At 75.2% G+C, this 23826-nt stretch carries 29 protein-coding genes and 1 pseudogene; 19 read left to right on the forward strand and 11 right to left on the reverse strand.

Features of this window, described 5'->3' with window-relative positions:
• Positions 1-229 precede the first annotated feature (229 nt).
• Positions 230-1300: an NAD-dependent epimerase/dehydratase family protein gene (locus tag ACGFI2_RS04560; RefSeq protein ID WP_393510552.1), complete on the forward strand. Its 1071-nt coding sequence runs from the start codon at positions 230-232 to the stop codon at positions 1298-1300.
• 135 nt (positions 1301-1435) lie between these two features.
• Here ACGFI2_RS04560 and ACGFI2_RS04565 read toward each other — a convergent pair whose 3' ends face one another.
• Positions 1436-2992: a hypothetical protein gene (locus ACGFI2_RS04565; protein ID WP_393510554.1), complete on the reverse strand. Its 1557-nt coding sequence runs from the start codon at positions 2990-2992 to the stop codon at positions 1436-1438.
• A 145-nt stretch (positions 2993-3137) separates the two neighbouring features.
• On the opposite strand from ACGFI2_RS04565, the gene ACGFI2_RS04570 reads away from it, so the two are divergent.
• From ACGFI2_RS04570 to ACGFI2_RS04585, 4 genes are all read left to right on the forward strand, one after another.
• Entirely contained in the window at positions 3138-3812 is a 675-nt protein-coding gene (locus tag ACGFI2_RS04570; protein WP_393510557.1) for a glycosyltransferase family 2 protein, read from the forward strand.
• Complete coding sequence (locus tag ACGFI2_RS04575) at positions 3809-4489, forward strand: DUF2064 domain-containing protein (protein WP_393510560.1); 681 nt, start codon at positions 3809-3811, stop codon at positions 4487-4489. The genes ACGFI2_RS04570 and ACGFI2_RS04575 overlap by 4 nt, the downstream gene beginning before the upstream one ends.
• Positions 4490-4551: 62 nt before the next feature.
• Positions 4552-5172, forward strand: a complete 621-nt coding sequence (locus tag ACGFI2_RS04580) for a class I SAM-dependent methyltransferase (protein ID WP_393510563.1) — start codon at positions 4552-4554, stop codon at positions 5170-5172.
• Positions 5173-5233: 61 nt separating this feature from the next.
• Positions 5234-6127 carry a GNAT family N-acetyltransferase gene (locus tag ACGFI2_RS04585; protein WP_393510565.1) on the forward strand — a complete coding sequence of 298 codons (894 nt, stop codon included), beginning with the start codon at positions 5234-5236 and terminating at the stop codon, positions 6125-6127.
• Between the two features lie 14 nt (positions 6128-6141).
• Here ACGFI2_RS04585 and ACGFI2_RS04590 read toward each other — a convergent pair whose 3' ends face one another.
• Positions 6142-6483, reverse strand: a complete 342-nt coding sequence (locus ACGFI2_RS04590; RefSeq protein WP_393510567.1) for a hypothetical protein — start codon at positions 6481-6483, stop codon at positions 6142-6144.
• Positions 6484-6514: 31 nt separating this feature from the next.
• Here ACGFI2_RS04590 and ACGFI2_RS04595 point away from each other — a divergent pair, with 31 nt between their 5' ends.
• Complete coding sequence (locus ACGFI2_RS04595) at positions 6515-7111, forward strand: SDR family oxidoreductase (RefSeq protein WP_393510570.1); 597 nt, start codon at positions 6515-6517, stop codon at positions 7109-7111.
• On the opposite strand, the gene ACGFI2_RS04600 is transcribed toward ACGFI2_RS04595, so the two are convergent.
• Entirely contained in the window at positions 7102-7506 is a 405-nt protein-coding gene (locus tag ACGFI2_RS04600) for a VOC family protein (RefSeq protein WP_393510572.1), read from the reverse strand. The two genes, ACGFI2_RS04595 and ACGFI2_RS04600, sit on opposite strands and share 10 nt — an antisense overlap.
• 60 nt (positions 7507-7566) lie before the next feature.
• On the opposite strand from ACGFI2_RS04600, the gene ACGFI2_RS04605 reads away from it, so the two are divergent.
• Entirely contained in the window at positions 7567-7869 is a 303-nt protein-coding gene (locus ACGFI2_RS04605) for a hypothetical protein (RefSeq protein ID WP_393510575.1), read from the forward strand.
• Here the strand turns inward: ACGFI2_RS04605 and ACGFI2_RS04610 are convergent.
• The 5 genes from ACGFI2_RS04610 to ACGFI2_RS04630 form a co-directional block, all read right to left on the reverse strand.
• Positions 7844-8740, reverse strand: a complete 897-nt coding sequence (locus ACGFI2_RS04610; RefSeq protein ID WP_393510577.1) for an inositol monophosphatase family protein — start codon at positions 8738-8740, stop codon at positions 7844-7846. The genes ACGFI2_RS04605 and ACGFI2_RS04610 overlap by 26 nt on opposite strands.
• Before the next feature lie 21 nt (positions 8741-8761).
• Positions 8762-9415, reverse strand: a complete 654-nt coding sequence (locus ACGFI2_RS04615; RefSeq protein WP_393510580.1) for a hypothetical protein — start codon at positions 9413-9415, stop codon at positions 8762-8764.
• Positions 9412-10422, reverse strand: a complete 1011-nt coding sequence (locus ACGFI2_RS04620) for a hypothetical protein (RefSeq protein ID WP_393510583.1) — start codon at positions 10420-10422, stop codon at positions 9412-9414. The genes ACGFI2_RS04615 and ACGFI2_RS04620 overlap by 4 nt, the downstream gene beginning before the upstream one ends.
• A 55-nt stretch (positions 10423-10477) precedes the next feature.
• Entirely contained in the window at positions 10478-11254 is a 777-nt protein-coding gene (locus ACGFI2_RS04625; protein ID WP_393510586.1) for a methyltransferase domain-containing protein, read from the reverse strand.
• 140 nt (positions 11255-11394) lie between these two features.
• Positions 11395-12354, reverse strand: coding sequence for a TolB family protein (locus ACGFI2_RS04630; protein WP_393510589.1), 960 nt, complete (start codon positions 12352-12354; stop codon positions 11395-11397).
• Between the two features lie 139 nt (positions 12355-12493).
• Between ACGFI2_RS04630 and ACGFI2_RS04635 the strand changes: the two genes are divergently transcribed.
• The 7 genes from ACGFI2_RS04635 (at position 12494) to ACGFI2_RS04665 (ending at position 17560) form a co-directional block, all read left to right on the forward strand.
• Positions 12494-13087 carry an HD domain-containing protein gene (locus tag ACGFI2_RS04635; RefSeq protein ID WP_393510591.1) on the forward strand — a complete coding sequence of 198 codons (594 nt, stop codon included), beginning with the start codon at positions 12494-12496 and terminating at the stop codon, positions 13085-13087.
• A 111-nt stretch (positions 13088-13198) separates the two neighbouring features.
• On the forward strand, positions 13199-13753 hold the full coding sequence (locus ACGFI2_RS04640; protein ID WP_393510594.1) for a hypothetical protein: 555 nt from the start codon (positions 13199-13201) through the stop codon (positions 13751-13753).
• Between the two features lie 95 nt (positions 13754-13848).
• A complete protein-coding gene (locus ACGFI2_RS04645; RefSeq protein WP_393510597.1) occupies positions 13849-14529 on the forward strand; it encodes a response regulator in 681 nt (226 codons plus the stop codon).
• The gene (locus tag ACGFI2_RS04650) at positions 14526-15911 is read left to right on the forward strand and encodes a sensor histidine kinase (protein WP_393510600.1); all 1386 of its coding nucleotides are present in this window, start codon (positions 14526-14528) and stop codon (positions 15909-15911) included. The genes ACGFI2_RS04645 and ACGFI2_RS04650 overlap by 4 nt, the downstream gene beginning before the upstream one ends.
• Positions 15911-16816 (forward strand): Gmad2 immunoglobulin-like domain-containing protein, encoded by a 906-nt coding sequence (locus ACGFI2_RS04655; protein ID WP_393510603.1) that lies wholly within the window; start codon positions 15911-15913, stop codon positions 16814-16816. Before ACGFI2_RS04650 ends, ACGFI2_RS04655 begins: the two co-directional genes overlap by 1 nt.
• 46 nt (positions 16817-16862) lie before the next feature.
• A complete protein-coding gene (locus tag ACGFI2_RS04660; protein WP_393510606.1) occupies positions 16863-17342 on the forward strand; it encodes a DUF2975 domain-containing protein in 480 nt (159 codons plus the stop codon).
• The gene (locus ACGFI2_RS04665; protein WP_393510609.1) at positions 17342-17560 is read left to right on the forward strand and encodes a helix-turn-helix domain-containing protein; all 219 of its coding nucleotides are present in this window, start codon (positions 17342-17344) and stop codon (positions 17558-17560) included. Before ACGFI2_RS04660 ends, ACGFI2_RS04665 begins: the two co-directional genes overlap by 1 nt.
• A 68-nt stretch (positions 17561-17628) precedes the next feature.
• Here the strand turns inward: ACGFI2_RS04665 and ACGFI2_RS04670 are convergent, their stop codons facing one another.
• Positions 17629-18828 carry an RtcB family protein gene (locus tag ACGFI2_RS04670; RefSeq protein ID WP_393510612.1) on the reverse strand — a complete coding sequence of 400 codons (1200 nt, stop codon included), beginning with the start codon at positions 18826-18828 and terminating at the stop codon, positions 17629-17631.
• 421 nt (positions 18829-19249) lie between these two features.
• Here ACGFI2_RS04670 and ACGFI2_RS04675 point away from each other — a divergent pair, with 421 nt between their 5' ends.
• From ACGFI2_RS04675 to ACGFI2_RS04690, 4 genes are all read left to right on the forward strand, one after another.
• Positions 19250-19630 (forward strand): VOC family protein, encoded by a 381-nt coding sequence (locus ACGFI2_RS04675; RefSeq protein WP_393510615.1) that lies wholly within the window; start codon positions 19250-19252, stop codon positions 19628-19630.
• A gap of 141 nt (positions 19631-19771) precedes the next feature.
• The gene (locus ACGFI2_RS04680) at positions 19772-20887 is read left to right on the forward strand and encodes a helix-turn-helix transcriptional regulator (RefSeq protein WP_393510618.1); all 1116 of its coding nucleotides are present in this window, start codon (positions 19772-19774) and stop codon (positions 20885-20887) included.
• Positions 20888-21049: 162 nt separating this feature from the next.
• Entirely contained in the window at positions 21050-21217 is a 168-nt protein-coding gene (locus tag ACGFI2_RS04685; protein WP_393510621.1) for a hypothetical protein, read from the forward strand.
• Positions 21204-22382 carry a helix-turn-helix domain-containing protein gene (locus tag ACGFI2_RS04690; protein WP_393510624.1) on the forward strand — a complete coding sequence of 393 codons (1179 nt, stop codon included), beginning with the start codon at positions 21204-21206 and terminating at the stop codon, positions 22380-22382. Before ACGFI2_RS04685 ends, ACGFI2_RS04690 begins: the two co-directional genes overlap by 14 nt.
• Here ACGFI2_RS04690 and ACGFI2_RS04695 read toward each other — a convergent pair.
• Entirely contained in the window at positions 22373-22708 is a 336-nt protein-coding gene (locus ACGFI2_RS04695) for a hypothetical protein (protein ID WP_393510627.1), read from the reverse strand. The two genes, ACGFI2_RS04690 and ACGFI2_RS04695, sit on opposite strands and share 10 nt — an antisense overlap.
• Positions 22709-22741: 33 nt before the next feature.
• Complete coding sequence (locus ACGFI2_RS04700) at positions 22742-23134, reverse strand: hypothetical protein (RefSeq protein ID WP_393510630.1); 393 nt, start codon at positions 23132-23134, stop codon at positions 22742-22744.
• Between the two features lie 232 nt (positions 23135-23366).
• On the opposite strand from ACGFI2_RS04700, the pseudogene ACGFI2_RS04705 reads away from it, so the two are divergent.
• Positions 23367-23813 (forward strand): annotated as a pseudogene (locus ACGFI2_RS04705) (alpha/beta hydrolase); the annotation flags it as partial.
• Positions 23814-23826: the final 13 nt, after the last annotated feature.

The raw sequence follows: 23826 nt of genomic DNA on the forward strand, positions 1-23826 counted from the left end.
CGGGCGCGGGACCGTCCGGCGGTGGCGCGTCGGTGGGCACGGCACCTCCTCCGGCGACGGCGCCGACCGGACGGCCGGCGCTCCCGGGATTGGACGCTAGACGCCGCCGGCGGCCCACGACGGCGTTTGCCGCATTACCGAAGCCTTACCGGCGCCGTCCCTTACGGACCGCTGACGTCCGGCGGGAACCGGCCTCCGGCCCGCCCCGGGTGCCCTAGCGTGGTCCGGTATGCGGGTACTGGTCACCGGCGCGGCCGGTTTCATCGGATCGCAGGTCGCCGACCTGCTGGCGGCCGAGGGCCACGAGCCGGTCTGCCTGGACGCGCTGCTGCCGCAGGCGCACGGCGGGACGCTGCCGGAGTGGTCCCGCCGGCACGACCCGGTGGTCGGCGACGTCCGCGACGCCGCGCTGCTGGACCGGCTGCTGTCCGGGGTGGACGCGGTCTGCCACCAGGCGGCCATGGTCGGGCACGGGCTCGACCCGTCCGACGCGCCCGACTACGCGGCGCACAACGACCTCGGCACGGCCGCGCTGCTGGCCGCCATGCACCGGGCCGGGGTGCGGCGGCTGGTGCTGGCCAGCTCGATGGTGGTCTACGGCGAGGGGCGCTACACCTGCGACCGGCACGGCGTGGTCCGGCCCGCCCCGCGACGCGCCGCCGACCTGACCGCCGGCCGGTACGACCCGACCTGCCCCGACTGCGGCGGCACGCTCGCGCCGGCGCTGGTGCCCGAGGACGCGCCGCTGGAGCCGCGCAGCACGTACGCGGCCAGCAAGCTCGCCCAGGAGCACTACGCCGCCGCGTGGGCCCGGCAGACCGGCGGCGGGGTGTGGGCGCTGCGCTACCACAACGTCTACGGTCCCCGGATGCCCCGCGACACCCCGTACGCCGGGGTGGCCTCGCTGTTCCGCTCGGCGCTGGCCGCCGGCCGGGCGCCGGTCGTGCTGGAGGACGGCCGCCAACGTCGGGACTTCGTGCACGTCACGGACGTGGCCCGGGCGAACCTGCTGGCGCTGACCGCGCCGCCGCCGGCGGGCCTGGCGGCGGTGAACGTCTGCTCCGGGGAGCCGCACACCGTGGGCGACCTGGCGAGAGCGCTGGCGGAGGCGATGGGCGGCCCCGAGCCCGAGATCGCCGGCGGCGCGCGGGCGGCCGACGTTCGGCACGTGGTGGCCGACCCGACCCGCGCCCGGACCCTGCTGGGCTACACGGCGACGGTCACCTTCACCGACGGCGTCACCGCCTTCGCCACCGACCCCCAGCGCTCCCCCGCCACCCTCTCCCCCCAACCCGCCTGACCCCCACCCGCCTGACCCCCACCCCACCTCGCCCGGCCTGGTCGACTCGTCGATCATGGAGTTGTGGCACGTCCGATATCGGTCTGATCCGACATCCTGGGCGCCACAACTCCATGATCGATGAATCGCGGCCGGTCAGGAGACGGTGAGGAGGAGGTGGTTGACGAGCAGGGCGGTCAGGGCCTGGGCGGCGAGCCAGCGACGGTGGGTCGGTGGGGGCAGGTGGGCGGCGGCGACCAGCAGCCAGACCACGAACGGCAGCCAGATCCGCTCCACCTCGGCCTTGCTCATCCCGGACAGGTCGGCGGCGGTCACCACCAGCGCGGCGGCGGCCGGCAGCAGCACCGCCGGCCCGAGCCCGACCAGCCGCCGCGCCCGGACGACGAACGCCGCCGACCGGCCGGCGGATGGCGAGACGCCAGCGGCGTGCCAGGCGAGGCGGGCGACCACGACGGTGCGGCGCAGCGCCGGACCGAGCACCGGCCCGGCGGAGAGCAGCAGCGCGGCCAGGTTCGCCCAGACCCAGTACAGGTACGGGCGGTCGGCCGCCCAACCCTGGTAGTAGCGCTCGACGACCCGGTCGTACCCCTCCCACCAGTGGAAACCGGCCAGCACGAAGAACGCGGTGACGGTCGCGACACCCGCGGTCGCGGTGAGCAGAGCGGCCCGGCGACGGTCCGGCCGCAGCGCCAGCACGGTCACCGCCAGCGCCCCGACCAGCACGAACCCGTACGACAGGTGCAGCGCGAAGCCGAGCAGCAGCCCGCCGGCCAGCGCGGCGAGCGGCCCACGGACCGCCAGCAGCGCCAGCCCCGCGGCGACCACACCGGTGAACACCGCGTCGGCCGAGGCGCCCAGCCACACCGCGCCGGGCAGCAGCACCAGGAACGGCAGCACCGCCCGGGCCGCGTCGGCGGCGCCCAGCGCGCGCAGGGTCACCGGCACGGAGACCACCGCGGTCGCCCCGAGCAGCACGCAGCAGAGCGCGGCGGCGGCGCCACCGCCGAGCCCGACCCGGTCCAGCCAGACGAAGATCAGCAGCGCGCCCGGCGGGTGCCCGGCGGTGTGGGTGGACCAGGAGTCGGGCTGGAAGTCCAGGATCCGCCCGGTGAAGCCGGCCAGCATGGCCGGGATGTCGGTCACCCCGGGCACCTCGTGCAGGTACTCCGCCTGCGGGGTCAGCCTCCGGGTCAGCCCGGCGGACCAGCCGTCCACCAGCGCCAGCGCCAGCGTCCAGGCCACCGCCGCCAGCCAGCCGGCGGCCAGCAGCGGCCGCCAGCGCGCGGTCCGCGACCAGCGCAGCCCCGGCCCGAGCACGACAAGCGCGACCACCACCGCGAGCGGCGTACCCCAGCCGGCGTGCGGTCGCCAGGTGGCGTAGAGCGGCGGGGGGGGGGGGGGGGGGGCGCCGCCGCGCCCGGGGGGGGCCCCCCCCCCCCCCCCCGCCGCGGCGCGCCGCGCCCCCGCCCCCGCGGCCGCGGCCCCCCCGCGGGGGGGGGGGGGGGGGGGGGGGGGGGGGGGGGGGGGGGGCGGGGGGCCCCCCCCCCCCCCGCGCCGGTTGAGCACCAGCCCGACCACGACGGCGGCGGCGAGCAGCGCCGCCTCGACGGCGACCGCGACCAGGTCGCCCCGGCGTGGGGGCCCGGTCCGGTCCGCGGTGGGGGCGCGGCGCAGCGTGGGTGCGGATCTCATGACGACCGCACGGTACGGCCCGCCGGCGCCGGCCGGGACGGCAACCGCCGGCCCGTCACGGGACGGTAAGAAATGCCTGCTCGGTAAGGGTTCCGTAAGCACGATCGGGGCTCACCCGGGCGGCTGCCGGCCTAGCGTCGGCGGCATGCGGACACAGATCGACGTGGTGCTGCCGTGCCTGGACGAGGCCGCCGCGCTGCCCGGGGTGCTGGGCGCGCTGCCGCCGGGCTACCGGGCCATCGTGGTGGACAACGGCTCCCGGGACGGCTCACCCGAGGTGGCTGCCCGGCACGGCGCGCGGGTGGTACGCGAACCCCGCCGCGGTTACGGCGCGGCCGTGCACACCGGGCTGGAGGCCGCCGAGGCCGAGCTGGTCTGCGTGCTGGACGCGGACGGCTCGTTCGACCCCGGCGAGCTGCCGGCGCTGGTCGCCCCGGTGGCGGCCGGCACGGCCGACCTGGCGGTGGGCCGCCGCAGGCCGGTGTCCACCCTCGCCTGGCCGTGGCACGCGCGGGCCGGCACGGCGCTGGTCGCCGCGTTGCTGCGGCAGCGCGGGGTGCCGTTGCGCGATCTCAGCCCGATCCGGGTCGCCCGCCGTGCGGAGCTGCTCGCGCTCGGGGTCACCGACCGGGCGTTCGGCTATCCGCTGGAACTGATGATCCGGGCCGCGGCGGCCGGCTGGCGGATCCACGAGCGCGACGTCAGCTACGCCCCGCGCGCCGCCGGCACGAAGTCCAAGGTGTCCGGCTCGGTACGCGGCACGGTCCGGGCCACCCGGGACTTCCTCACCGTGCTGCGCAACGTGGACGGCCCCCGGTGACCGTCCTGCTGGTGGTGGCGAAGGCCCCGGTGCCGGGGGCGGTGAAGACCCGGCTCTGTCCGCCGGCCACCCCGGCGCAGGCGGCCCGGATCGCCGCCGCCGCGCTGCGCGACACGCTGGACGCGGTCGCCGCCACCCGGGGCGTCCTGCCGGTGCTGGCGTTGGCCGGGCGCTTCGCCGATGCCGAGCACGGCGCGGAGCTGGCCGCCGCGGTCGCCGGGTGGCCGGTGCTGCCGCAGCGCGGCGACGGCCTGGCCGCCCGGCTCGCGCACGCGCACGCCGACGTGGCCGAGGCGTACCCGGGGCGGCCGCTGGTGCAGATCGGCATGGACACCCCGCAGCTGACCCCGGCGCGGCTCGCCGACGCCGTACGCCGGTTGTCCGCGCCCGGCGCCGACGCGGTGCTCGGCCCGGCCACGGACGGCGGTTGGTGGGGTCTGGGCCTGCGCGACCCGCGGTGGGCGGCGGCGCTGCGCGGCGTACCCATGTCCACCGCCGACACCGGCCGGCTCACCTACGCGGCGCTGGTCGGGAGCGCCCTGCGGGTGGCCGCGCTGCCGACGCTGCGCGACGTGGACGACTGGGCGGACGCGCTGGCGGTGGCCCGGGCCGCACCCGCCGGCCGCTTCGCCCGCGAGGTCGCCGCGCTCCGGCCGACCCTGGTGGGGGGCCCGTGAGCGCGAGGAGTGAGCCGGGGTTGCGAGCCCCGCAGTCGCGAACCGAAAACAGCACCGCGGGTGTGGACGGGTTCGGGGCCGCGCTGCGGCGACGGGCGGGCGCGCACTGGCTCGTGCAGGCCGACGGGGTGCGCCGCCGGTTGCCGGTGGAGCGGTGGCACGGTCCGGCGGAGGCGGCGACCGTCGCGGTAGTGAGCCGGTGCCACGGACCGACGCTGGACCTGGGCTGCGGGCCGGGCCGGCTCGCCGCGGCGCTGACCCGGGCCGGCGTCACCACCGTCGGCGTCGACGTCTGCCCACAGGCGGTGGCGTTGACCCGGGCGCGGGGCGCGGTCGCGGTGCGGGCCGACCTGTTCGCGCCGCTGCCCGCCGAGGGCCGGTGGCGGCACGTGGTGCTGCTGGACGGCAACATCGGCATCGGCGGCGATCCGGAGCGGCTGCTGCGCCGGTGTCGGGACCTGCTGGGCCCGGACGGCACCGTGCTGGTCGAGCTGGACCCGCCCGGCAGCGGCACCTGGCAGGGCCAGGCGCACGTGGTGTCCGGCCGGCGACGGGGGCCCAGCTTCGGCTGGGCGCGGCTGGACACGCGCTCGGTGCACGTACCGGCCGCCGCGGCCGGGCTGACCCTGCGCGACCTGCGCCCGGCCGGCGGCCGCTGGTTCGCGGAACTGGCCACCGCCTGAGCGCCCGGCCGGGCCGGAAAACCGCTACGACCGGGCCTCGCGCACCAACTACCGTGCCGGCATGACCCCCACCCTGCACTTCCACGCCGATCCGGGCGAGTTCCTCGACGCCGCCGGCGACCACCTCGCCGCCGACCCGGTGGTCAACACCGTGGTCGCCTCCGTCGCGTACCGGATGGCCGCCCGCCGGGCCGAGGGGGTCGGGCTGCCGGAGGACGACTGGTGGCTGGTGGTCCGGGACGACTCCGGCGCGGTGGTCGGCGCGGGGATGCGGGCCGCGCCGTTCCCGCCGCGCCCGCCGTTCCTGCTGCCGATGCCGGCGGACGCGGCGGTCGCGCTGGCCCGGACCTGGCACGAACGCGGCGAGGAGGTGTCGGCGGTCAACGGCGCGCTGCCCGCGGCCCGCGACTGCGCCGCCGAGGTGGCGCGTCTGTGCGGCGGCCGGGTCGAGGTCGCCCAGCACACCCGGTTGCACGAACTCGACACGCCGGCGCCGCCCGCGCCGGCGCCGGGCGCGCTGACGGTCGCCGGCGAGGACGACGTCGACCTGGTCGCCGCTTGGTTCGGCGCCTTCATGGCCGATGCCGACGAGCAGGCGGGCCGCCCGCGCGGCGCCAGCGCCCACGAGACGCCGGACCGTGACGAACTGCTCCGCCGGATCCGGGGCGGCCGGGTCTGGTTCTGGACCGACGCGGCGGGCCGGCCGGTGCACCTCACCGCCGCGAACCCACCGGCGTTCGGCGTGGCCCGGGTGGGACCGGTCTACACGCCGCCGGAGGAGCGCGGCCGAGGGTGGGCCGGCAACGCGGTGGCCGAGGTGAGCCGGCTGCTGCGGGCCGAGGGGGCGCGGGTGTGTCTCTTCACCGACCAGGCGAACCCGACGTCGAACCGGCTCTACGCCCGCCTCGGCTTCCGGCCGGTGGTGGACATGGCCAACCTCGTCGTCGTCCGCTGAGGCCCTGACCGGGCTCAGTCGTCGAGGCCGAGCGCGGCCAGCTGGTGCGGGTCGGCGATCACGTCCACGGCGACGATCCGCCCGCCGGTGACCGTGAACGCCATCACCGACAGCGGCCGGCCGCCGGCGCTCACCAGCACCCCGGCGGCGCCGTTGACCAGCACCGGCCGGGCGTACGGGAAGAGCCGGCCGAACGTGGTGGCCTGCGCGGCGACGTCCGGCGCGCCGGTGAGCACGGTGGTGTGCCGGGCGCGGGCGGTCCCGCCGTCGGAGCGGAGCACCACATCCGGGTGCAGCACCGCGATCAGCGCGTCGAAGTCGCCCTCGCGGGCGGCGGCCAGGAACGCGTCCACCACCGCCCGCTGCCGGGCCAGGTCCGGGTCCGGCGTGGGCGCCCGGCCGCGTACCCGGCGGCGCGCCCGGCTGGCGAGCTACCGGGCCGCCGCCAACCTGGTCCGCGCCGCGCGGCGGGCCGGGGTGACGCACCTGGTGCACGTCTCCGTGACCGGTGCCGACCGGGTGCCGCTGGCCTGGCTGCGGTCCAAGCTCGGGGCCGAGCAGGCGGTGGCCGACGCCGGCCTGCCGTGGACCGTGCTGCGGGTCGCGCAGGTCCACGACCTGGTGCTGAGGATGCTGACGGCGATGACGAGGCTGCCCGTGACGCCGGTCCCCGGTGGCCTGCGGCTGCAACCTGTCGACGCCGCCGAGGTGGCCGCGCGCCTGGTGGAGGTGACGCTCGGCGCGCCCGCCGGGTTGGCGCCCGACCTGGCCGGCCCGGCCACGCACGGCCTCGACGAACTGCTGGCCGGCTACCTGGCGGCGACCGGCCGGCGGCGGTTGCGGTTGCCCGTGCGGCTCCCCGGCCGAGCCGGGCGGGCCTACCGCAGCGGGGCGAACCTGGCCCGGCCGGATGCGACGCGGGGCGTACGGACCTGGGACGACTTCCTGGCCGACCGGCTGCGGCGCGGCGTCGGTCAGCCCTGACCGGCCCGCGGATGGAACTGCTCGAACATCACCTCGTACCCGTCCGGGTCGAGACCGTAGAAGATGCGGGCCCAGCCCACGTCCTCCGGTTCCAGCGTCACCGGCAGCCCTTCGGCGCGCCACAGCGCGTACGTGGCGTCCAGGTCGGGCGTGGGCACGGTGAGCACGACGCCGAGCCCGGGCGGACCGTCCCTGGTGGCGCGTTCCCGCTCGATGTTGTGGTGCCCGTGCCGACGCAGGTCGGACAGGATCAGCCAGGTGTGACCGAAGGTCAGGTAGCGCAGGTGCGGCTGGTCGGGCTGCGGGATCTGCTTGAAGCCCAGGCGGAGGTAGAGCCGGTGGGAGCGGTCCAGGTCGCGGACCCGGAGCCCGAGCTTGAGCTGTCTGGCGGCCACCGACGCGACACTATCGGATCTCGGTGGCGCCGGGGCGACGCCGGATGGGACCCTCGAGGCGTGCGAGACGGCGAGCCGGTCATGGTGCGGGTCCACTGCCGAATCGACGTCGCCGTCGACGAGCCGGGCGCGGTCACGGCGCTCGCGCGGCGGCGGCTGCGCGAGGCGGACATCGACTGGGCGAACGAGCCGAACACCGTCGAGGAGGCCGACACCGAACTGGGGGCGGACCTGCCGCTGGCGCTGGCCGGCCTGGTCGACCCGGGGCACCTGCTGGCGGGCGTGCCCGGCGTGCGGTTCCGGGGCGCGCACTGCTGGGCCACGCCCGCCGATCAGCTCACCAACCCACCGAGCCCAGACTGACCGGGGTCAGCCGACGCACCTGCGGCTCGATCCACTGGGCCGCGGTGACGAGCTTGACCAGCCGGTCGATCGTCTCCGGTGGGCCGGCCACGAAGCTGCGCCGCTCCGCCGGGCAGCCGTACCGGTCGTCGAACGTGCCGCCGTCCAGCGCCCGCACGGCCATGCCGGCCTCGGCGGCCAGCAGCACCCCGGCCGGCAGGTCGACCGCCTCCGGGCGGTAGCCGACGATCCCGTCGATGTCGCCCCGGGCCAGCATCACCCAGGCCAGCAGCGGCGCCCACAGTTGCAGCACCCGTCGGGCGGTGGTGTCGAGGACGACCTTCAACGCCCGGGCGGTGCTGTCGTCCCGGCGTACCCCGTGGCCCTGGGTCCAGGCCAGCACCGGCGCGGCCGGCACCGGCCGGTGCGCGGTGCGCAGCGGGCGCCCCACCGGATCGGAACCGTGCACGAAGGCGCCCTGGCCGCGCACCGCGGACCAGGTCCGGCCGGCGATCGGGTCGTGCACCACGCCGAGCACCGGGGAGCCGTGCTGACACAGCGCGATGCCGACCACGTAGGCGGGAAGCCCGATCGCCACGTTGTTGGTGCCGTCGAGCGGGTCCACCAGCCACGCCCAGGTGGTGTCCGGCGCATACTCGCCGCCCTCCTCGGCGATCACGCCGTGCTCCGGCCAGCGGGCCCGGATCCGGTCCACGATCAGCCGCTCGGCGGCCAGGTCGAGGTCGGTGACCAGGTCGCCGGAGTCGCCCTTGGCCCAGGCGTGCACCTCCCCCCGGATGCCCCGGCGTAGCAGCCGGCCGGCCGCCCGGGCCGCCTGCACCGCGAACCGGTGCGCGTCGCGCAGGTCGGGCCCGCCTCTGTTCGGCTCCACGTCCACGGCTCCTCCAGCCAGTCAGCCCCGTGCCACCAGGCGCGCGATCCGCCGCGCCATCCGCGCCGTCTCCGCCGCGTCGCAGCGGTCCCGGCGTACCCGGTGGCTGCGCCCGTCCACCGCGCCGAGGCTCAGGTCGCACGCGCCGGGAGTGGTCCGGCCGAGCGCCACGGTCACCGCCGGCTCGCCGTCGGTCACCTCCGAGGTGTGGAAGCCGCCGGCGCGCAGCGCGTACGAGTCGCCGGCGGAGTGTGTCTCCACGGTCACTGTCGTCGCGGTGACCAGCCGGTCGGTGGCGGCCACCTCGTCGACCTCGCCGAGGCTGTGCACCTCGTAGACCCGCCAGGACGGGTCGGCGGCCGTGTCGGTGACGTCGATCAGCTCGTTGCGGACCGTGCCGTGCAGCACGTGGCTGAGCAGGTCCCAGCTGTGCGAGTGCATGGCCGAGGTGCTCGGGCGCACCGGCGGCGGCTCGGCCGGCCAGGCGTGCACGCAGATCCCGTCCGGGCCGTCGCGCTGCACCGGCAGGCAGGTGAAGCCGAGCGGGTGCCGGACCGCCCGCAGCGGCCGCCGCCCGTCGGCGATGTCGGCGAGCACGCTCAGCACCCAGTCGCGCAGCAGCTCCGGCCGGGTGCCCCGGTCGATCTCCCGTTCCAGGTCGGCGTAGCTCGTCATGTGTAGGGGTTCCTCGCCTGGAGGGCCTTGCGCACGATGTCGGCGACCTCGCGGTCGCCGAAGGACCGGGGCAGCGTCAGGCCGAGCGCGGTGAACAGCCGGCGTACCTGCTCGACCGACGGCTCGTCGTCGAGCGTGACCTGGCCGGCCGACTCGATCGGCACCCGGCGGCTCTGCCGGCGGCTGTAGTCCAGTTCGATGTTGAACCGGTTGTAGTAGACCTCGCCGCGGTCGATGCGCAGCGCCGGGGTCTGCGGGTTCTCCTGGGTGATGACGACGCAGGAGGAGGAGAGGTCGTAGCGGAACGTGGTCATCTGCGCGGAGAGCCGGATGTCGACCGTGAGCAGGCCGGAGCGCTGCATGTACCAGCAGGCGGCGAGCACCGTCGCGTACGACTCCTTGCGGGTGCGGTCGACCGTCCACGGTTCGGTCGGCTCGGTCGGCTCGTCCGACTCCAGGCTGCGCCGGAAGCGCGCGTACCGCTCGCAGACCTTCTCGTCGGTCGGGTCGATGATCTCGACGGCGACGGTGAGCGTGGCGTTGCGGCGGCGGGCCAGCTTGAGGCACTCGGGCAGCGTGACCGCGCGCAGGTAGGTGCCGGTGCCGCCCTTGAAGTCCCACCGGTCGGTGTGCTGACGCGCCTCGGCGAGCGCCTGGCCGACCTCGCTGCCGTGCAGCACCCGCACCATGGAGGAGCTGTGGATCGCTTCCCGGGCCCGGCTCAGCGCGCCCTCCGGGCCGGTCAGCTCGCGCACCGGCGGCGCCAGCTCGGTGAGTCGCTCGCGGGTGTCCACGATGACCTGACGGACCTCCTGCTCGGCGGTGCGGCGGCGCAGCCGGTCGCGCAGCACCGCCTGTGCGAGCAGGCCGAGGACCAGCAGGATGGCGCTGTTGACCACATCCTGGCTGACCGCGTTGGTCAGGCCGAGGACGGCCACCGTGACGGCCAGCACCAGACCGATGAACGCGTCGAGATTGCTGACGACCCAGCCGATCAGGCGCGCCATGACATCCCCCGGTCGACGACGGAGCCTCCATGATAGCCCTATGTCAATGTCGCGATCACGCCCTGTTCCGGGACGGTGGCGGCGCGCCGCGCCGACGGGCGGCACAGATCAGCGAGCCGCCGAGCCCCGGCGCCGCCCGGGCCAGCCACCGCGAGGTGACCCACCGTCCACCCGGCAGCCGCCAACCGACCTCGTTGGAGCGGATCGCCAGCGGGGTGAACCCGGCCCGGCGCAGCGTGCGCCGTAGCAACGACGCGGTGAACGGTCGGATGTGCAGCCACAGGTAGGGATGCAGCGGGTCGACCTGGCGCGGCGCCCGCCCGGCGAGGAACGCCAGCCGGTCCTGCACCGGCGCCAGGTTGGGCGTGGTGAGCACCAGCAGGCCGTCCGGGGCCAGCACCCGGTGGCACTCACGCAGCAGCGCCAGCGGGTCGTAGACGTGCTCGATCAGCTCGCCGGCGAGCAGGCCGGCGAAGCTGCCCGCCCGGAACGGCAACCCACGGGTGGCGTCCAGGCAGACCGGCAGCGCCCGCCCGCCCGCCGCCCGCCGGGCGGTGCCCAGCGCGGGTTCGGCCATGTCGGCGAGCACGAGCGGCCCGGGCAGCGCGGCCGGGTCGAGCATGCCGCGCGACCCGCACCCCACTTCCAGCACCGGTCCGCCGCCGGTCACCCCCTCGGCCACCAGCCGGGCCGCGACGGTCCGGCGCACCCGGTGGTACGGGTCGTCGACGTACCCGTCGACCTGCGCGCCGTCGTGGTAGCTGTGGTGGTTGGCGTGCCGTCCGTGCACCTGGGCGCGGTGCGCGGAGGCGCCGGTCGGCGGCTCGGCCATCGCACCTCCCCCAGCGGTCGCCGGCCCCGTCGGCGGCGTCCACCCCAAGCCTCGCACCGCTTCCGCCCCACCGCGTGGACATCCACTCCGGATACGCCGACGCGGCGGCCGTCGCCGGCCGCCGCGTCGGTGCGGGCGGGTCAGATGGCCCGGGCCCAGTCCAGCCGGCTGCTGTCGTCGTACTCATCGCCGGCGATCCACCACTGCGCGTCGAAGCCCCTGGTGAAGACCGTGATGTTGCCGCCGTCGGGGTATTCCTGGTTGGCCGGCGGGATGGACAGCGCGGCGCAGTAGCGCCCGTCCGGGGAGAACACCGGCGACAGGTAGAACTGCGGTTCCTCGGTGAGCTTCTTCAACCCGGTGCCGCCGATGCGCACCGACGCCAGCGACTGGTTGTAGGTGTCCCGCTCCGGATACCAGCGGGTGGTGCAGAACACCACGCGCGAGGAGTCGGGTGTGAACACCGGCCCGCTGAAACGCTCCCCCGCCAGCGGGGCGTAGAGCCGCCGCACCGTGCCGGTCGCCAGTTCCAGGACGCGCAGTTGCAGACCCTCGGAGCGACTGACCCAGTGCATGACGATCATCGAGCCGTCCCGGGACCAGTCCGGCGAACCCATGACATGGCCCTGGGCCAGCACCCGGGTGCCGCCCGTCGCCACGTCGACCGCGATCAGCGTGTCCCGCTGCTTCCCCGTCACCAGGGCGATCTCCCGACCGTCCGGCGACCAGGTCGGCGCGCCGTAGAGCACGCCGGGCGGGTCGGCGAGCAGCGTGCGCTTCTCACCGGTGACGCGGTCGTGCACCGCCACGTAGGGCAGCAGCGGGCCGTCACCCGACCAGGCGTTGTTCACCCAGGCCACGTACCGGCCGTCCGGCGAGGTCTTGGCGTGGTCGCCGTCCGGCAGCAACGACCGTGGCGTGGTGTGGCCCGGGTCGATCTGGAGCACACCCCAGCCCACACTCACCAGCCACGGCCCGTTGACGACCTCGTCGGCCGAGGCCGGCGCGGCGGCGACGAGGCCACCGGCCAGGCCGGTCGCGGCGGCGGCGCCGGTGAGCGCGGCGGCGCGCAGGAGGGTACGGCGATTCAGTGCGGTCATGTGGTCTCCCCGTGATGGACGTCGGCCCCACCCTCCTGATCGGACGCTCACCGCGGGATCGGGTGAGCGGACCGTTCACCGTCAGCCACTCGGTCAGGACGCCGGGTGACCGGCCGGGCCAGCCGGTACCCTCGCCCCGGTGACCTCCGACGCGTTGCGCCGTGCCCTGACCGAACCGGGCGACCCGCCGCTGCTCCCGCTGCCCGGCGTGGCGGTCGAGCTGCTGGACGCCCTCGCCGCGCCGCCCCGACTCGGCGCGCACCTGCGTCTGGTGCACGACGTGGCCTGGCACCTCACCGCCGCGTTCACCGACCGCTTCGCCGCGGTGCCCTTCGACCGGCAGGCGGTGCTGTTCGGCGCGGCCGTGCACGACCTCGGCAAGGTCGAGCACCCGGCCGAGCTGACCGGCCCCGGCTCGGCGCACGAGGAGGCCGGCTTCCAGCTGCTGCTGCGCTTCGGGGTGCCCGAGGAGCGGGCCCGCTTCGCCGCCACCCACGCGGACTGGCACTCCCCCGACGTGCAACTGGAGGATCTGCTGGTCAGCCTCGCCGACAAGGTGTGGAAGGGCCGGCGTGTCACCGACCTGGAGCAGCTCGTGGTGGACCGGCTCGCCGGCATCACCGGGCAGGAGCCGTGGCAGACCTTCCTGGACCTCGACGACGTGCTCGCCGAGCTGGCCGCCGGCGCGGACCACCGGCTGGCCTTCCAGGCCGAGCATCCGGTGTACGGCTGAGCCGGCCGGCTGTTACCCGGCGGTTACGTCGCTGCGAAGGCGCTGTTGCCGGGCGGGTCGACCGTCGGAGCAGGGACACCGGAGGGGGGTCCCGGCACACGGGAGGTCACCATGAGACTGAGGAGAACACTGCTGGCGCTTGTCGTCGTGCTCGGCGGCCTGGTCGCCGGCGTGGGCGGCGCGAGCGCGGCGGCGCCGTACTGCGGGATCACCTGGGGAAGCACGGCCAAGACGGCCGGGACCCTCAGCAGCAATCCGCTCGTCGCGGTCCGCACCGAGCAGCAGGACTGCTGGGACCGGGTCGTCTTCGAGTTCGCCGGGCCGGTGAACGGCTACGCCGTCGCCTACGGCGAGACGTACACGGAGGGGCAGGGCCTCGCGCTGAGCCCGTACACCGCCGGTGGCGCGCTGCTGTCGGTGTCGCTGCGGGCCCCCGCGTACGACGGCGGGCACGTCGCGACCGTGCCCTACCGCGTCGGTGAGCACGCCGCGACCGTGCTGGGCTCCCGCACCTCGCGCGACGTCGTCTTCGGCGGAAGCTTCGAGGGCTACACCACGTTCGCGGTGGGGGTCCGCGCCCAGCTGCCGTTCCGCGTGCTCGTGCTCAGCGGTCCCGGCACGCACAGCCGGATCGTGATCGACGTCGCCCACCAGTGGCAGGCGTGACCGTATCTCGAAGGTGACGAGGGGCCGGTCGGCCCCTCATCACCGGCCGATCCGCCCACGCCGCCAGGCGCGCCGCCGGACTACCCTGAGTGATCGTGGAGGGCTGCGTGCTGGTCGTCGAGGACGACGCCTCCATCCGCGAGGTGTCGGCTCTCGGCCTGCGCCGGGCCGGGTTCCGGGTGACCACCGCCGCCGACGGTCCGGCCGCCCTCGCCGTCTGGCGGGCGGGCGCCACGGACCTCATCGTGCTCGACGTGATGCTCCCCCGCCTGGACGGGTTCGAGGTGTGCCGGGAGATCCGGCGCACCAGTCAGGTGCCGATCCTCATGCTCACCGCGCGCACCGACACCATCGACGTGGTGGTCGGTCTGGAGTGCGGCGCCGACGACTACCTCCGCAAGCCGTTCGACCTGCCGGAGCTGGTCGCCCGGGTCCGCGCCGTGCTCCGCCGCGCTGCCGCCCCGGCGCCCGAGGCCACCGTGACCGCCGGGCCGCTGGAGATCGATCCGGCGCGCTTCGAGGCCCGTCGGGACGGTCGCGAACTCGCGCTCACGGCCACCGAGTTCCGGCTGCTGCTGGAGTTGGCCCGGCGTCCCGGCCAGGTGTTCACCCGCGAGCTGCTGCTGCACCGCGTCTGGGGGTACGACCACCTCGGCGACTCCCGGCTGGTCGACGTGGCGGTGCAGCGCCTGCGCGCCAAGGTGGAAAACGATCCGGGCGCGCCGGCCCTGATCCGCACGGTCCGCGGCGTCGGCTACAAGCTGTCGACGGGGTGAGCGCCGTGTCGGCCGGCAGGGTCGCACCCGGGCGGCTGCGCCGCCGGCTGGTCGTCGCATTCGTGCTGGTCGCCGGCCTGTCCGCCGGGACGCTGGCCGCCGGCTCCTACCTGATGCTGCGGCAGACCCGGTTCGACGGCTCGCTGCAACGCGCCGCCGCCGACGCCCGCTACCAGCTGGTGGTCGCCGCCCAGTTCCTGCCGCTGACCGAGACCCGCCGCGCCGACCTGCTGGCCAGCTTCGAGGAGGCGGGCCGGCACGTGCTGCTCGTCGCCGGTGAGACCCGGGCGTCCAATCCCCGGTACGCGCTCACGCCGGGGGCGGGCCTGCGCGCGACCGTCGCCGCCGGGCAGCTCGGCTTCCAGCGCACCCCCGGCCGGCCCCACCTGCTGGTCGTCGGGGGCCGGATCCCCGGCTCCACCGCCGAGCTGTACGTGGTGACCGTCGAGGACGACGTCGTCGACGCCCTCGACCAGCTCCGTACCGCGTCGGTGGTGGGATGGGCGGCGGTGGTGCTGGTCGCCGCCGGCGTCGGCAACGCCCTCGCGCGCCGCACCCTGGAACCCGTCGGCCGGGCCAGCCGGGCCGCCCGGGCGGTGGCCGAAGGGCTGCTGCGTACCCGGCTGCCGGTGCACGGCCGCGACGAGTTCAGCGCCTGGGCGGTCTCCTTCAACGAGATGGCCGAGGCGCTGGAAGCCAAGATCGAGGCGCTGTCCCAGGCGCAGGCCCGGGAGCGGCGGTTCACCGCCGACGTGGCGCACGAGCTGCGTACCCCGGTCACCGCCCTGGTGGCGGCGGCCTCGCTGCTCGCCGACGAGATCGACGCCCTCCCCGCCGGCACGGTGCGGGCGGCCGAACTGCTCGTGGCCGACGTGGTCCGGCTGCGCCGGCTGGTCGAGGACCTGCTGGAGATCTCCCGCCTGGACGCGGGGCGGGAGGCGCTCGCCACCCGCCCGGTGGACGTCGGGGCGCTGCTGCGCCGGATCACCGCCGGCGCCCCGGGCGCCCGGGTCGACGTGGCCGGCGACCCGCCGCCGGTGGTGACCGATCCTCGGCGGCTGGAGCGGGTCCTGACGAACCTGGTGGCCAACGGGATCGAACACGGCGGGGGCAGCCTGAGCGCCGAGGTCCGGCGCATCGGCGCCGAGCTGGTGGTCGAGGTCGCCGACCGGGGCCCGGGCATCCCGGCCGAGCACCTGGCCCACATCTTCGACCGGTTCTACAAGGTCGACCCGGCCCGCACCGGACCCGGTAGCGGGCTGGGGCTGGCCATCGCCCGGGAGAACGCCCGGCTGCTCGGTGGCCGGCTCGACGTCACCAGCGAGGTGGGTCGCGGCACCCGGTTCCGTCTCACCCTTCCGCTCGGCGCCGTGGGCTCCTGATGCGACGCCCGACGGCGCCTCTCGCCGCGCTGCTGCTGCTCGTCGCCGGTTGCGCCCCGCCGCGGACCGGCTCGCTCGGGCCGGCGCCGGTCGCCCCGCCGCCCACCACCGCCGCGTCCGCCACCGCCGCGCCGACCGGCACGCCGGCCACGCCCGCGACGCGCGCCCCCGGCACCGATACGCCGACCGGCTCGCCGGCGCCGACCACCGCCACGTCCGGGGGCGGGCCGGCCGGCACGCTGAGCGTCCAGCTCTGGTTCGTCCGGGCCGGAAAGCTCGCGCCCACCCGGCGTACGCTTCCCGCCACCGTGGCCACGTCCCACCTGGCGCTCACCGAACTGGCCACCGGCCCGTCCCCGGCGGAGCGCGTCGACGGCCTGACCACACTGGTGCCGGCCGGCACGCGGGTGACCCGCATCGACGGCGGCGTCGCGACCCTGGCGCCACCGGCCGGGTTCGACGCCGGCGGGGCCGCCGCCGCCCGGGTGCGCCGCGCCCAGGTGGTCTGGACGCTCACCCAGTTCCCCACCGTCCGGCGGGTCGCCTTCGCCGAGGCCGGCGCGGCGACCGGGCGGGACGACTACGCCGACCTGCTGCCCCCGATCGTGGTGACCGCCCCGGTGACCGGCGACCGCGTCGCCAGCCCGGTCACCGTCACCGGGACCGCCGACGTCTACGAGGCGACGGTGAGCGTGCGGGTGCTGGACGCGGCGGGCCGTGAGGTCGGTACCGCCTTCACCACGGCCTCCTGCGGCTCCGGCTGCCGGGGCGCCTACCGCCTGGTCGTCCGCTACCGCCGCGCGGCGGCCGGAGCCGGCGTCGTCGAGGTGTTCCAGGTGTCCGCCCGCGACGGCTCCCGGGTCGACGTGGTGCGCGTCCCGGTCGAGCTGACCTCGACCCAGTGAGCGCGAATCGATTGACTTTCGATAACTAGCGAGCGATAGTCGATGCATGTTGACTACCGAGCGCGCGGTGACGGCACTCCGCACCTTCCTCGTCCTGTTGTTCGGCGTCCTGGTCCTGTTCCAGACCATGTCGCTGCCCGGCCAGTTCGCGCACCTGGCGCGGGAGAACCCGGACGACGCGTACCTGAGATGGCCGGCCACCGCGGTCACGGTGTTCTGGGTGCTCTGCGTGCAGGTGGTGATCGTGTGCACCTGGCAGCTGCTCACCCTGGTCCGCACCGACCGCATCTTCACCGAGGCGTCGCTGGCCTGGGTCGACGGCATCGTCTGGGCGGTCGCCGCCGGCTGGGTGAGCCTGGTGGCCGTCTTCCTCTGGGTCGGGTTCAACGCCGACGACCCCGGCCTGCCGCTGCTGCTCTTCCTGCTCACCACCGGCGTCAGCGTGCTCGGGCTGCTGATGGTCGTGATGCGTACGCTGCTGCGGCAGGCCACCACGCTGCGCACCGACATGGAAGCGGTGATCTGATGCCCATCGTCGTGCGCATCGACGTCGAGCTGGCCCGGCGCAAGATGAGCGTCGGCGAGTTCGCCGAGCGCGTCGGGCTCACCCCGGCCAACGTCGCGGTGCTGAAGAACGGCCGCGCCAAGGCCGTCCGCTTCAGCACTTTGGAGGCCATGTGCCGGGTCCTCGACTGCCAACCGGGTGACCTGCTCGAGTGGGTCGACGACGGGGAGGACCGCTGAAACACATCGGCGCGGTCGCCGTCCGCCGCGCCCGGTAGGGCCGGCGCCCCCTCGACGCCGGCCCCGCCTCAGCCCTTCACGCAGACGACCTGCTTGAGGTGGGCGACCACCTCGACCAGGTCCTCCTGCTGGGCCATCACCTCGGTGATGTCCTTGTAGGCGCCGGGGATCTCGTCCACCACCCCGGCGTCCTTGCGGCACTCCACGCCGGCCGTCTGCGCGGCCAGGTCGGCGGTGCTGTACGTCCGCTTCGCCTGCCCCCGCGACATCCGCCGCCCCGCGCCGTGCGACGCCGAGCAGTACGCGTCGACGTTGCCCCGCCCGCGCACGATGTACGAGCCGGTGCCCATCGATCCCGGGATGATGCCGAGGTCGCCCGCGCCGGCCCGGATCGCCCCCTTCCGGGTGACCAGCACGTCCACCCCGTCGTAGCTCTCCTCGGCCACGTAGTTGTGGTGGCAGGAGATCGGCTCGTCGTAGCCGACCTGCGGGAACGCGTCGCGGACCACCTGGCCGAGCAGGGCCAGCATGACCGCCCGGTTGCGCCGCGCGTACTCCTGCGCCCACCACAGGTCCCGCCGGTAGGCGTCCATCTCCGGCGTGCCGGCGAGGAACACCGCGAGATCACGGTCGGGCAGGTCGGTGTTGTGCGGCAGCCCGCGCGCCACCGCCATGTGCCGCTCCGCCAGCTCCTTGCCGATGTTGCGGGAACCGGAGTGCAGCATCAGCCAGACCCGCCCGTCGTCCGGCCCACCCTGCTCCAGGCAGACCTCGATGAAGTGGTTGCCGCCGCCGAGCGTGCCGAGCTGACGCCGCGCCCGCGTCTCCAGCTGCGCCACCTTCCGGTCGAGCGTGCCGAACCGCCGCCAGAACTCGTCCCAGCCGGCCTGCTCCAGCCCGCGTACCCGGCGCGGGTCGACCGCGTCGTCGCGCATCGCGAAGCCGACCGGGATGGTCGCCTCGATCGCGGACCGCAGCGGCCCGAGGTCGTCGGGCAGGTCGGCGGCCGTGAGCGAGGTACGCACCGCGGACATGCCGCAACCGATGTCGACGCCGACCGCCGCCGGCGACACGGCCTGCCGCATGGCGATCACCGACCCGACGGTCGCGCCCTTGCCGAAGTGCACGTCCGGCATCACCGCGACGCCCTGCACCCAGGGCAGCGCGCCGATGTTGCGCAGCTGCCGGGCCGCCTGCGCCTCGATCGCGTACGGGTCGGTCCAGACCCGGACCGGCGCCCGGGTACCGGCCAGCGGGGTGAAACCCATCGTCGTCTCCTTGCTCGTGGTGTAGGCCGGTAGCCGCTCGCGCAAAGTACCCGTCTGCTCAACCGGCCCGTGCCGGGCAGACGAAAAACCGCCCGGCTCCGGTCTGGGGGCGGGCGGTTCGCGCGAGATCGTCGCGCCGGCGCTAGACGCGCCACCACCCTGATTGCGACCGCCACTCCCGGCGGCCCGGGCCCGCTTCGGACAGCAGGGCACCGGCGCGCGGCGAGAGCCGCTCGGCTCGGATGCGATTCTGCTGCGACACGGCGTGCTCCTCGGTGGATCGGGCTGACGTTGCCCGCTCACGGTACGGGGGCCGCGATCAGGGCGGCAACAGGATATTCGCGGCTGTCCCTCCGTCCCCCGCCGCGCAGAACCACCGGCGGAGTTGACCTTCGCGCCGGGCAGGCATCAAGCTGGCCGAATGGGGACCGTCATCCGGAACATCGCGTTCGACTGCGCCGACCCGTACGAACTGGCGCACTTCTGGGCCAAGGTCTTCGAATGCCCGGTCGACCCCGACTTCGAGCCCGACGACGAGGATGTGGTCATCGAGCCCACGGGAGGCAGCAGGCTGTACTTCCAGCGCGTACCTGAGCCGAAGACCGTCAAGAACCGGGTGCACGTCTGCCTGCAGCCCGACGGGCCACGCGATCGGGAGGTCGAGCGGGTCGGCGCACTCGGCGCCACCGTCGTCACCGACCAGCGGCATCCGGACGGCAGCGGCTGGGTCGTGATGGCCGACCTGGAGGGCAACGAGTTCTGTGTGGTGCGCAGCGACGCCGAGCGCGTGACCACCGCATAGGCCGACGGTCGACCGCACCGGCCAGACTCGACAGCGAGAGCGCCGGTCTGACCAACTGTGATCCCCGGTGTACCGTCCGAAGTGTCGGCCGACGGTCACCCGGCCGGGCTGCTACCGCTTCGACGAGTCGAGGAGCACGCCATGCCGCCCATGTCCGATGGCCGGTTCGGCTCCGAGCTGCGCCGGCTCCGCGCCTCGGCGGGCCTCTCACTGCGGCAACTCGCCCCGCTCGTGCTCTCCAGCCGGGGTCACCTGCACGACCTGGAGACGGGGAGGCGTCAGCCGACCGCCGACCTGGCCGGGCGGCTGGACGAAGCGCTCACGGCGAGCGGCCTCCTGCTCTCCCTGGTGCTCCCGTCTCCGACGGTGATCGATCCGCAGCGGTTGGCCCATGTCGCCCAGCATCCCCGTCTCGTCGACTCCGCGACCCTGCACGCGTTGGCCAAATCGCTCGCCGCGCACCGACGACTCGAGGACAGTCTCGGCGCGGCGTCGCTGCTGCCCACCGTTCGAGCGCAACTGGGCATGGTGACCACGCTCGTCGCCGAGACGCCCGACCGGCTGCGGGCGCGAGTGGCCGACGTCGCCGCGCAGTGGGCACAGTTCGGCGGGTGGCTGTACGCGGCGAGCGAGCAGCGTCGTCTCGCCGCCCGCTGGTACGACACCGCGCTGGCCTGGGGAAACGAGGCCGGCAACGTGGACATGATCGCCACCATCCTCAGCATGCGGGGACACCTCGCCTGGTCGGAACGGCGGCCGCAGGCACTGATCGACCTCTCGGCAGCAGCGGCCCGGCAGGCGGCCAGCCCTGGCGTACGCGCGATCGCAACCCAGCAGCAGGCGCGGGGACACGCCCTGATCGGCGAGGCGCGCGCCGTCGTCAGCCTGCTCGACCGGGCTGTCGAACTCAACGATGCGGCTGGTCGGGCACCCCACCGGGAACCGCCGTGGATCTACTTCCACTCTTCCGCCTACCTCACCATGCAGCGTGGACTCGCCTGTCGGCTACTCGGCCGCGACGCCCAGGCGATCGAGTACCTGCGGCTGGGGCTGGCCGGTTTGGCCGCAGATTCGTCCGGCGCCGCCTGGACGGGGCCCTACCTGCTGCGTCTTGCGGCGGCGTTGGCAGACACCGGAGAGGTCGACGAGGCGTCGGCCGTCTACGAGCGCGTGCACGATCTGGGGCGCGCCACCCGCACCCTCACGCTCATCACCCAGGCCGAGGCCGCCTCCGCCGCGTTGTCCGCACGTAGATAGCGGACGCGCCACTGCTCGACTGTCACCTCGCCGTCACGCACCGTGAGAGCCACGGCTTGGCTGTCGGACCAGCACCACGACTGCGGCAGGCCGTCCTTCACTCAGCGCGGTGGTGGTGGGTCTTCCCAGGCCGTCACCGCGCCCCGGCCGAGGAGGACTCAGATGAGCGGTGCACGACGGAAGCCTGCCGAGAGCCGGGGCGAGCAGATCCAGGCGGCCGAGCGGGAGGCGGCACGACAGCGCCTCCTCGCGCAGGCCGAGGCGGACCGGATACCGGTTGAGGAGACCACCCGGGCGGTGCCCGAGCGGCGGCGTCGTGACCAGGGATGAGGTGCCGGTCGGCCGCCGTGTCGCGCAGTGGCGGATCCGGCGGCGGATGACCCAGCAGATGCTCGCCGACCGGTTGGGCAAGTCGAAGAGCTGGGTCGACAAGGTGGAGCGCGGCGTACGGGCCCTGGATCGGTTCTCCGTCATCGAGGAACTGGCCCGGGTGCTGCGCGTGGACCTGGCAGCGCTGCTGGGTCGGGAGGTGCAGCCGCCGGTGAGCGGCGGCGACGGTGTGGACGGCATACGGGCGGCGCTCGCCCGGTACGACGTGTCCATCGAGTCGTCGACGGACGATCTCGGCCGGCGGGTCGACCACGCGCGCTCGGCGTACCGGCACGCGCGCTACTCGCAGCTGGTACGCCTGATCCCTGGCCTGCTCGACACCACCCGGTCCGCACACGCCGCCGGCAGGAGCCAGCACGCGACGGGTCTGCTGGTGCGGGTCTACCGGATCACGTCGTCGGTGCTGGTGAAGCTCGGTGAGCCGGACGTGGCATGGCTGGCCGCCGACCGAGCCGTGGCGGCGGCGGCCGGTGATCCGAGGTGGACCGCGGTCGCGGTGGTACCGCTGGGCCAGGCGCTGCGGGTCGCCGGCCGGGCGCGGCTCGCGATGACGGCGACGACCGCCGTCGCGGAGCGGATCACCCCGGGGCAGGGACGGGAGCGTACGCCGGTCGACCTGGCGCTCGGCGGGACGCTCTGGGTGGAGGCGGCTCTCGCCGCAGCGGCCGGCGGGGATGCGCGCCGCGCGGCGGAGTGGCTCGACCTGGCCGCCGAACTCGCCGATCAGGTCGTACGCGGCGCACCCGGGCACGGCGGCGGGTTCGGCCCGGCGCACGTACGGGCGGCGCGCGTGGCGGCGGCCGTCGAACTCGGCGACGGCGCCGAGGCGGTCACCCGGCACGAGGTGGCCGTCCGGGCCGACGGCTGGCTACGGCTGAGCCCCGAGCACCGCGCCGCGTACCTGGTCGACGCCGCGCGGGCGTACCTTCAGGTTGGTGACCTGCTGCGGGCCGGCCGCGCCCTGACCGACGCCGACCGGATCGCGCCGGAGGAGGTCCGGATGCGGCCGCTGACGCGTACCGTGATCGCCGAGCTGGCTCGGGACGGCCCGGCGTCCGCCGGCGTGGCGCGCCTGACGGCGGCGGTCGGCCTCAGTCACCCGTAGGCGGCCCGGACCGCCGGTTCGAGCAGCGCGAGCGTGCGTTGCCCCGCGTCCAGGGCGACGCGGATGCCGACCGGCATCGGCAGGTTCGGGCCGGCGTGCCCGAACTCGACGTTGCCCAGCACCGGGATGTCCCGATCGCCGAGAACGTCGAGGACGATCTCGGGCAGCGTCGGTGACGCGCCCGTGGAGCACCAGGTGCAGCAGCGAGATGTCGCTGTAGCCGAGGATCGGCTTGGGGTCGGCGGCGATCGCCTGGACGTGACGACGAGATCCCCCGGTGCCAGCGCGCGGGGCCGGAGCAGCGGAGGCGACGCGGAAGCGGTCATCGGCGCAGCGCCGCTCCTTTACCCCGGACCTGCCTAGCCCGCCTGCGTCACCGGGTGGCGCTTCATCTGCTCCATGAACGGGAAACGCGCGGTGAGTTCGGCGAGCGTGGTGCCGGCCCGCCAGGCGTCGGCCACCTGCGCGACCTGGAGCAGGTCGGTGGCGTCGCCGCGGGCCTCGACCTCGCCGTCGACCCGCAGGTCGATCATGAAGTAGCGGGCCTGCGAGCCGAGGCTGACGCAGACCACGCCGCGCTCGGAGGTCAGCTCGGCGCAGGTGAACCGGCTGCGGCCCTGCTCGGGAGCGGTCACCTGACCGACGTCGAGCTGCTGGGCGGTCGCGGTCTGCGCGAGCGCGGGAGCCAGGCCGCCGGGCTCGACCAGATCCGGGTAGAGGCGCACACCCAGTGCCGCCGAGACGTCGCTCATGCCTGACTCCCACTTCCTCGTGACAGAGACCAGCAGCGTGCAGGTTACGAACAGGTTTCCGGCACGCACGCCCATCCTGTCCCGCCCGGGTGGCCCGCGGCAATAGGAACGGTCCATCCACCCCCGATCGGGCCGGGGTACGCTGCCGGTTCATGGCTCGGATCCGCTGTGACTTCTTCTCCGAGGCGCTCGGCATGGGCACCTCGATGACCGTGCTGCTGCCCGACCGTCGTTCTTCCGCCTCTCCACCCGGCGGGAGGACACCTTCGTCGCCGGCCTGTCGATGGGCGGCTACGGCGCGGTGAAGTGGGCGCTGCGCCACCCCGACCGGTTCGCCGCGGCGGCCAGCCTCTCCGGGGCGCTCGACGTGGTGCGGCGACGCCACCACCCGTCCAGCCCGGTCGACCCGGCGGTCTGGCACACGGTCTGGGGCGACCGTCCGCCGCCGGACGAGGACGACACCGTGGCGCTGCTGGAGCGGGCCGGCGACGACCTGCCGTCGCTCTACGTCGCCTGCGGCACCGAGGACTTCCTGTACGAGGACAGCGTGCGGTTCGTCGACACCGCGCGGCGGTACGGCCGGCCGCTGACCGTCGACTTCGGCCCCGGCGACCACGACTGGGCGTACTGGGACGCGCGCATCGCCGACGTGCTGGCCTGGCTGCCGCTGCGGGTGTAAGGCGGGGCCCCCG

Source organism: Micromonospora sp. NPDC049282, assembly GCF_043197045.1.
In the GTDB taxonomy this organism is placed as follows: Bacteria; Actinomycetota; Actinomycetes; order Mycobacteriales; family Micromonosporaceae; genus Micromonospora.

Bases quoted from the DNA above. Each gene is read 5' to 3' on its own strand.
- ACGFI2_RS04560 (WP_393510552.1), top strand. From the start codon at position 230: ATGCGGGTACTGGTCACCGGCGCGGCCGGTTTCATCGGATCGCAGGTC.
- ACGFI2_RS04565 (WP_393510554.1), bottom strand. From the start codon at position 2,992: ATGAGATCCGCACCCACGCTGCGCCGCGCCCCCACCGCGGACCGGACC.
- ACGFI2_RS04570 (WP_393510557.1), top strand. From the start codon at position 3,138: ATGCGGACACAGATCGACGTGGTGCTGCCGTGCCTGGACGAGGCCGCC.
- ACGFI2_RS04585 (WP_393510565.1), top strand. From the start codon at position 5,234: ATGACCCCCACCCTGCACTTCCACGCCGATCCGGGCGAGTTCCTCGAC.
- ACGFI2_RS04615 (WP_393510580.1), bottom strand. From the start codon at position 9,415: ATGACGAGCTACGCCGACCTGGAACGGGAGATCGACCGGGGCACCCGG.
- ACGFI2_RS04620 (WP_393510583.1), bottom strand. From the start codon at position 10,422: ATGGCGCGCCTGATCGGCTGGGTCGTCAGCAATCTCGACGCGTTCATC.
- ACGFI2_RS04625 (WP_393510586.1), bottom strand. From the start codon at position 11,254: ATGGCCGAGCCGCCGACCGGCGCCTCCGCGCACCGCGCCCAGGTGCAC.
- ACGFI2_RS04630 (WP_393510589.1), bottom strand. From the start codon at position 12,354: ATGACCGCACTGAATCGCCGTACCCTCCTGCGCGCCGCCGCGCTCACC.
- ACGFI2_RS04640 (WP_393510594.1), top strand. From the start codon at position 13,199: ATGAGACTGAGGAGAACACTGCTGGCGCTTGTCGTCGTGCTCGGCGGC.
- ACGFI2_RS04655 (WP_393510603.1), top strand. From the start codon at position 15,911: ATGCGACGCCCGACGGCGCCTCTCGCCGCGCTGCTGCTGCTCGTCGCC.
- ACGFI2_RS04660 (WP_393510606.1), top strand. From the start codon at position 16,863: ATGTTGACTACCGAGCGCGCGGTGACGGCACTCCGCACCTTCCTCGTC.
- ACGFI2_RS04665 (WP_393510609.1), top strand. From the start codon at position 17,342: ATGCCCATCGTCGTGCGCATCGACGTCGAGCTGGCCCGGCGCAAGATG.
- ACGFI2_RS04670 (WP_393510612.1), bottom strand. From the start codon at position 18,828: ATGGGTTTCACCCCGCTGGCCGGTACCCGGGCGCCGGTCCGGGTCTGG.
- ACGFI2_RS04675 (WP_393510615.1), top strand. From the start codon at position 19,250: ATGGGGACCGTCATCCGGAACATCGCGTTCGACTGCGCCGACCCGTAC.
- ACGFI2_RS04680 (WP_393510618.1), top strand. From the start codon at position 19,772: ATGCCGCCCATGTCCGATGGCCGGTTCGGCTCCGAGCTGCGCCGGCTC.
- ACGFI2_RS04685 (WP_393510621.1), top strand. From the start codon at position 21,050: ATGAGCGGTGCACGACGGAAGCCTGCCGAGAGCCGGGGCGAGCAGATC.
- ACGFI2_RS04695 (WP_393510627.1), bottom strand. From the start codon at position 22,708: ATGACCGCTTCCGCGTCGCCTCCGCTGCTCCGGCCCCGCGCGCTGGCA.
- ACGFI2_RS04700 (WP_393510630.1), bottom strand. From the start codon at position 23,134: ATGAGCGACGTCTCGGCGGCACTGGGTGTGCGCCTCTACCCGGATCTG.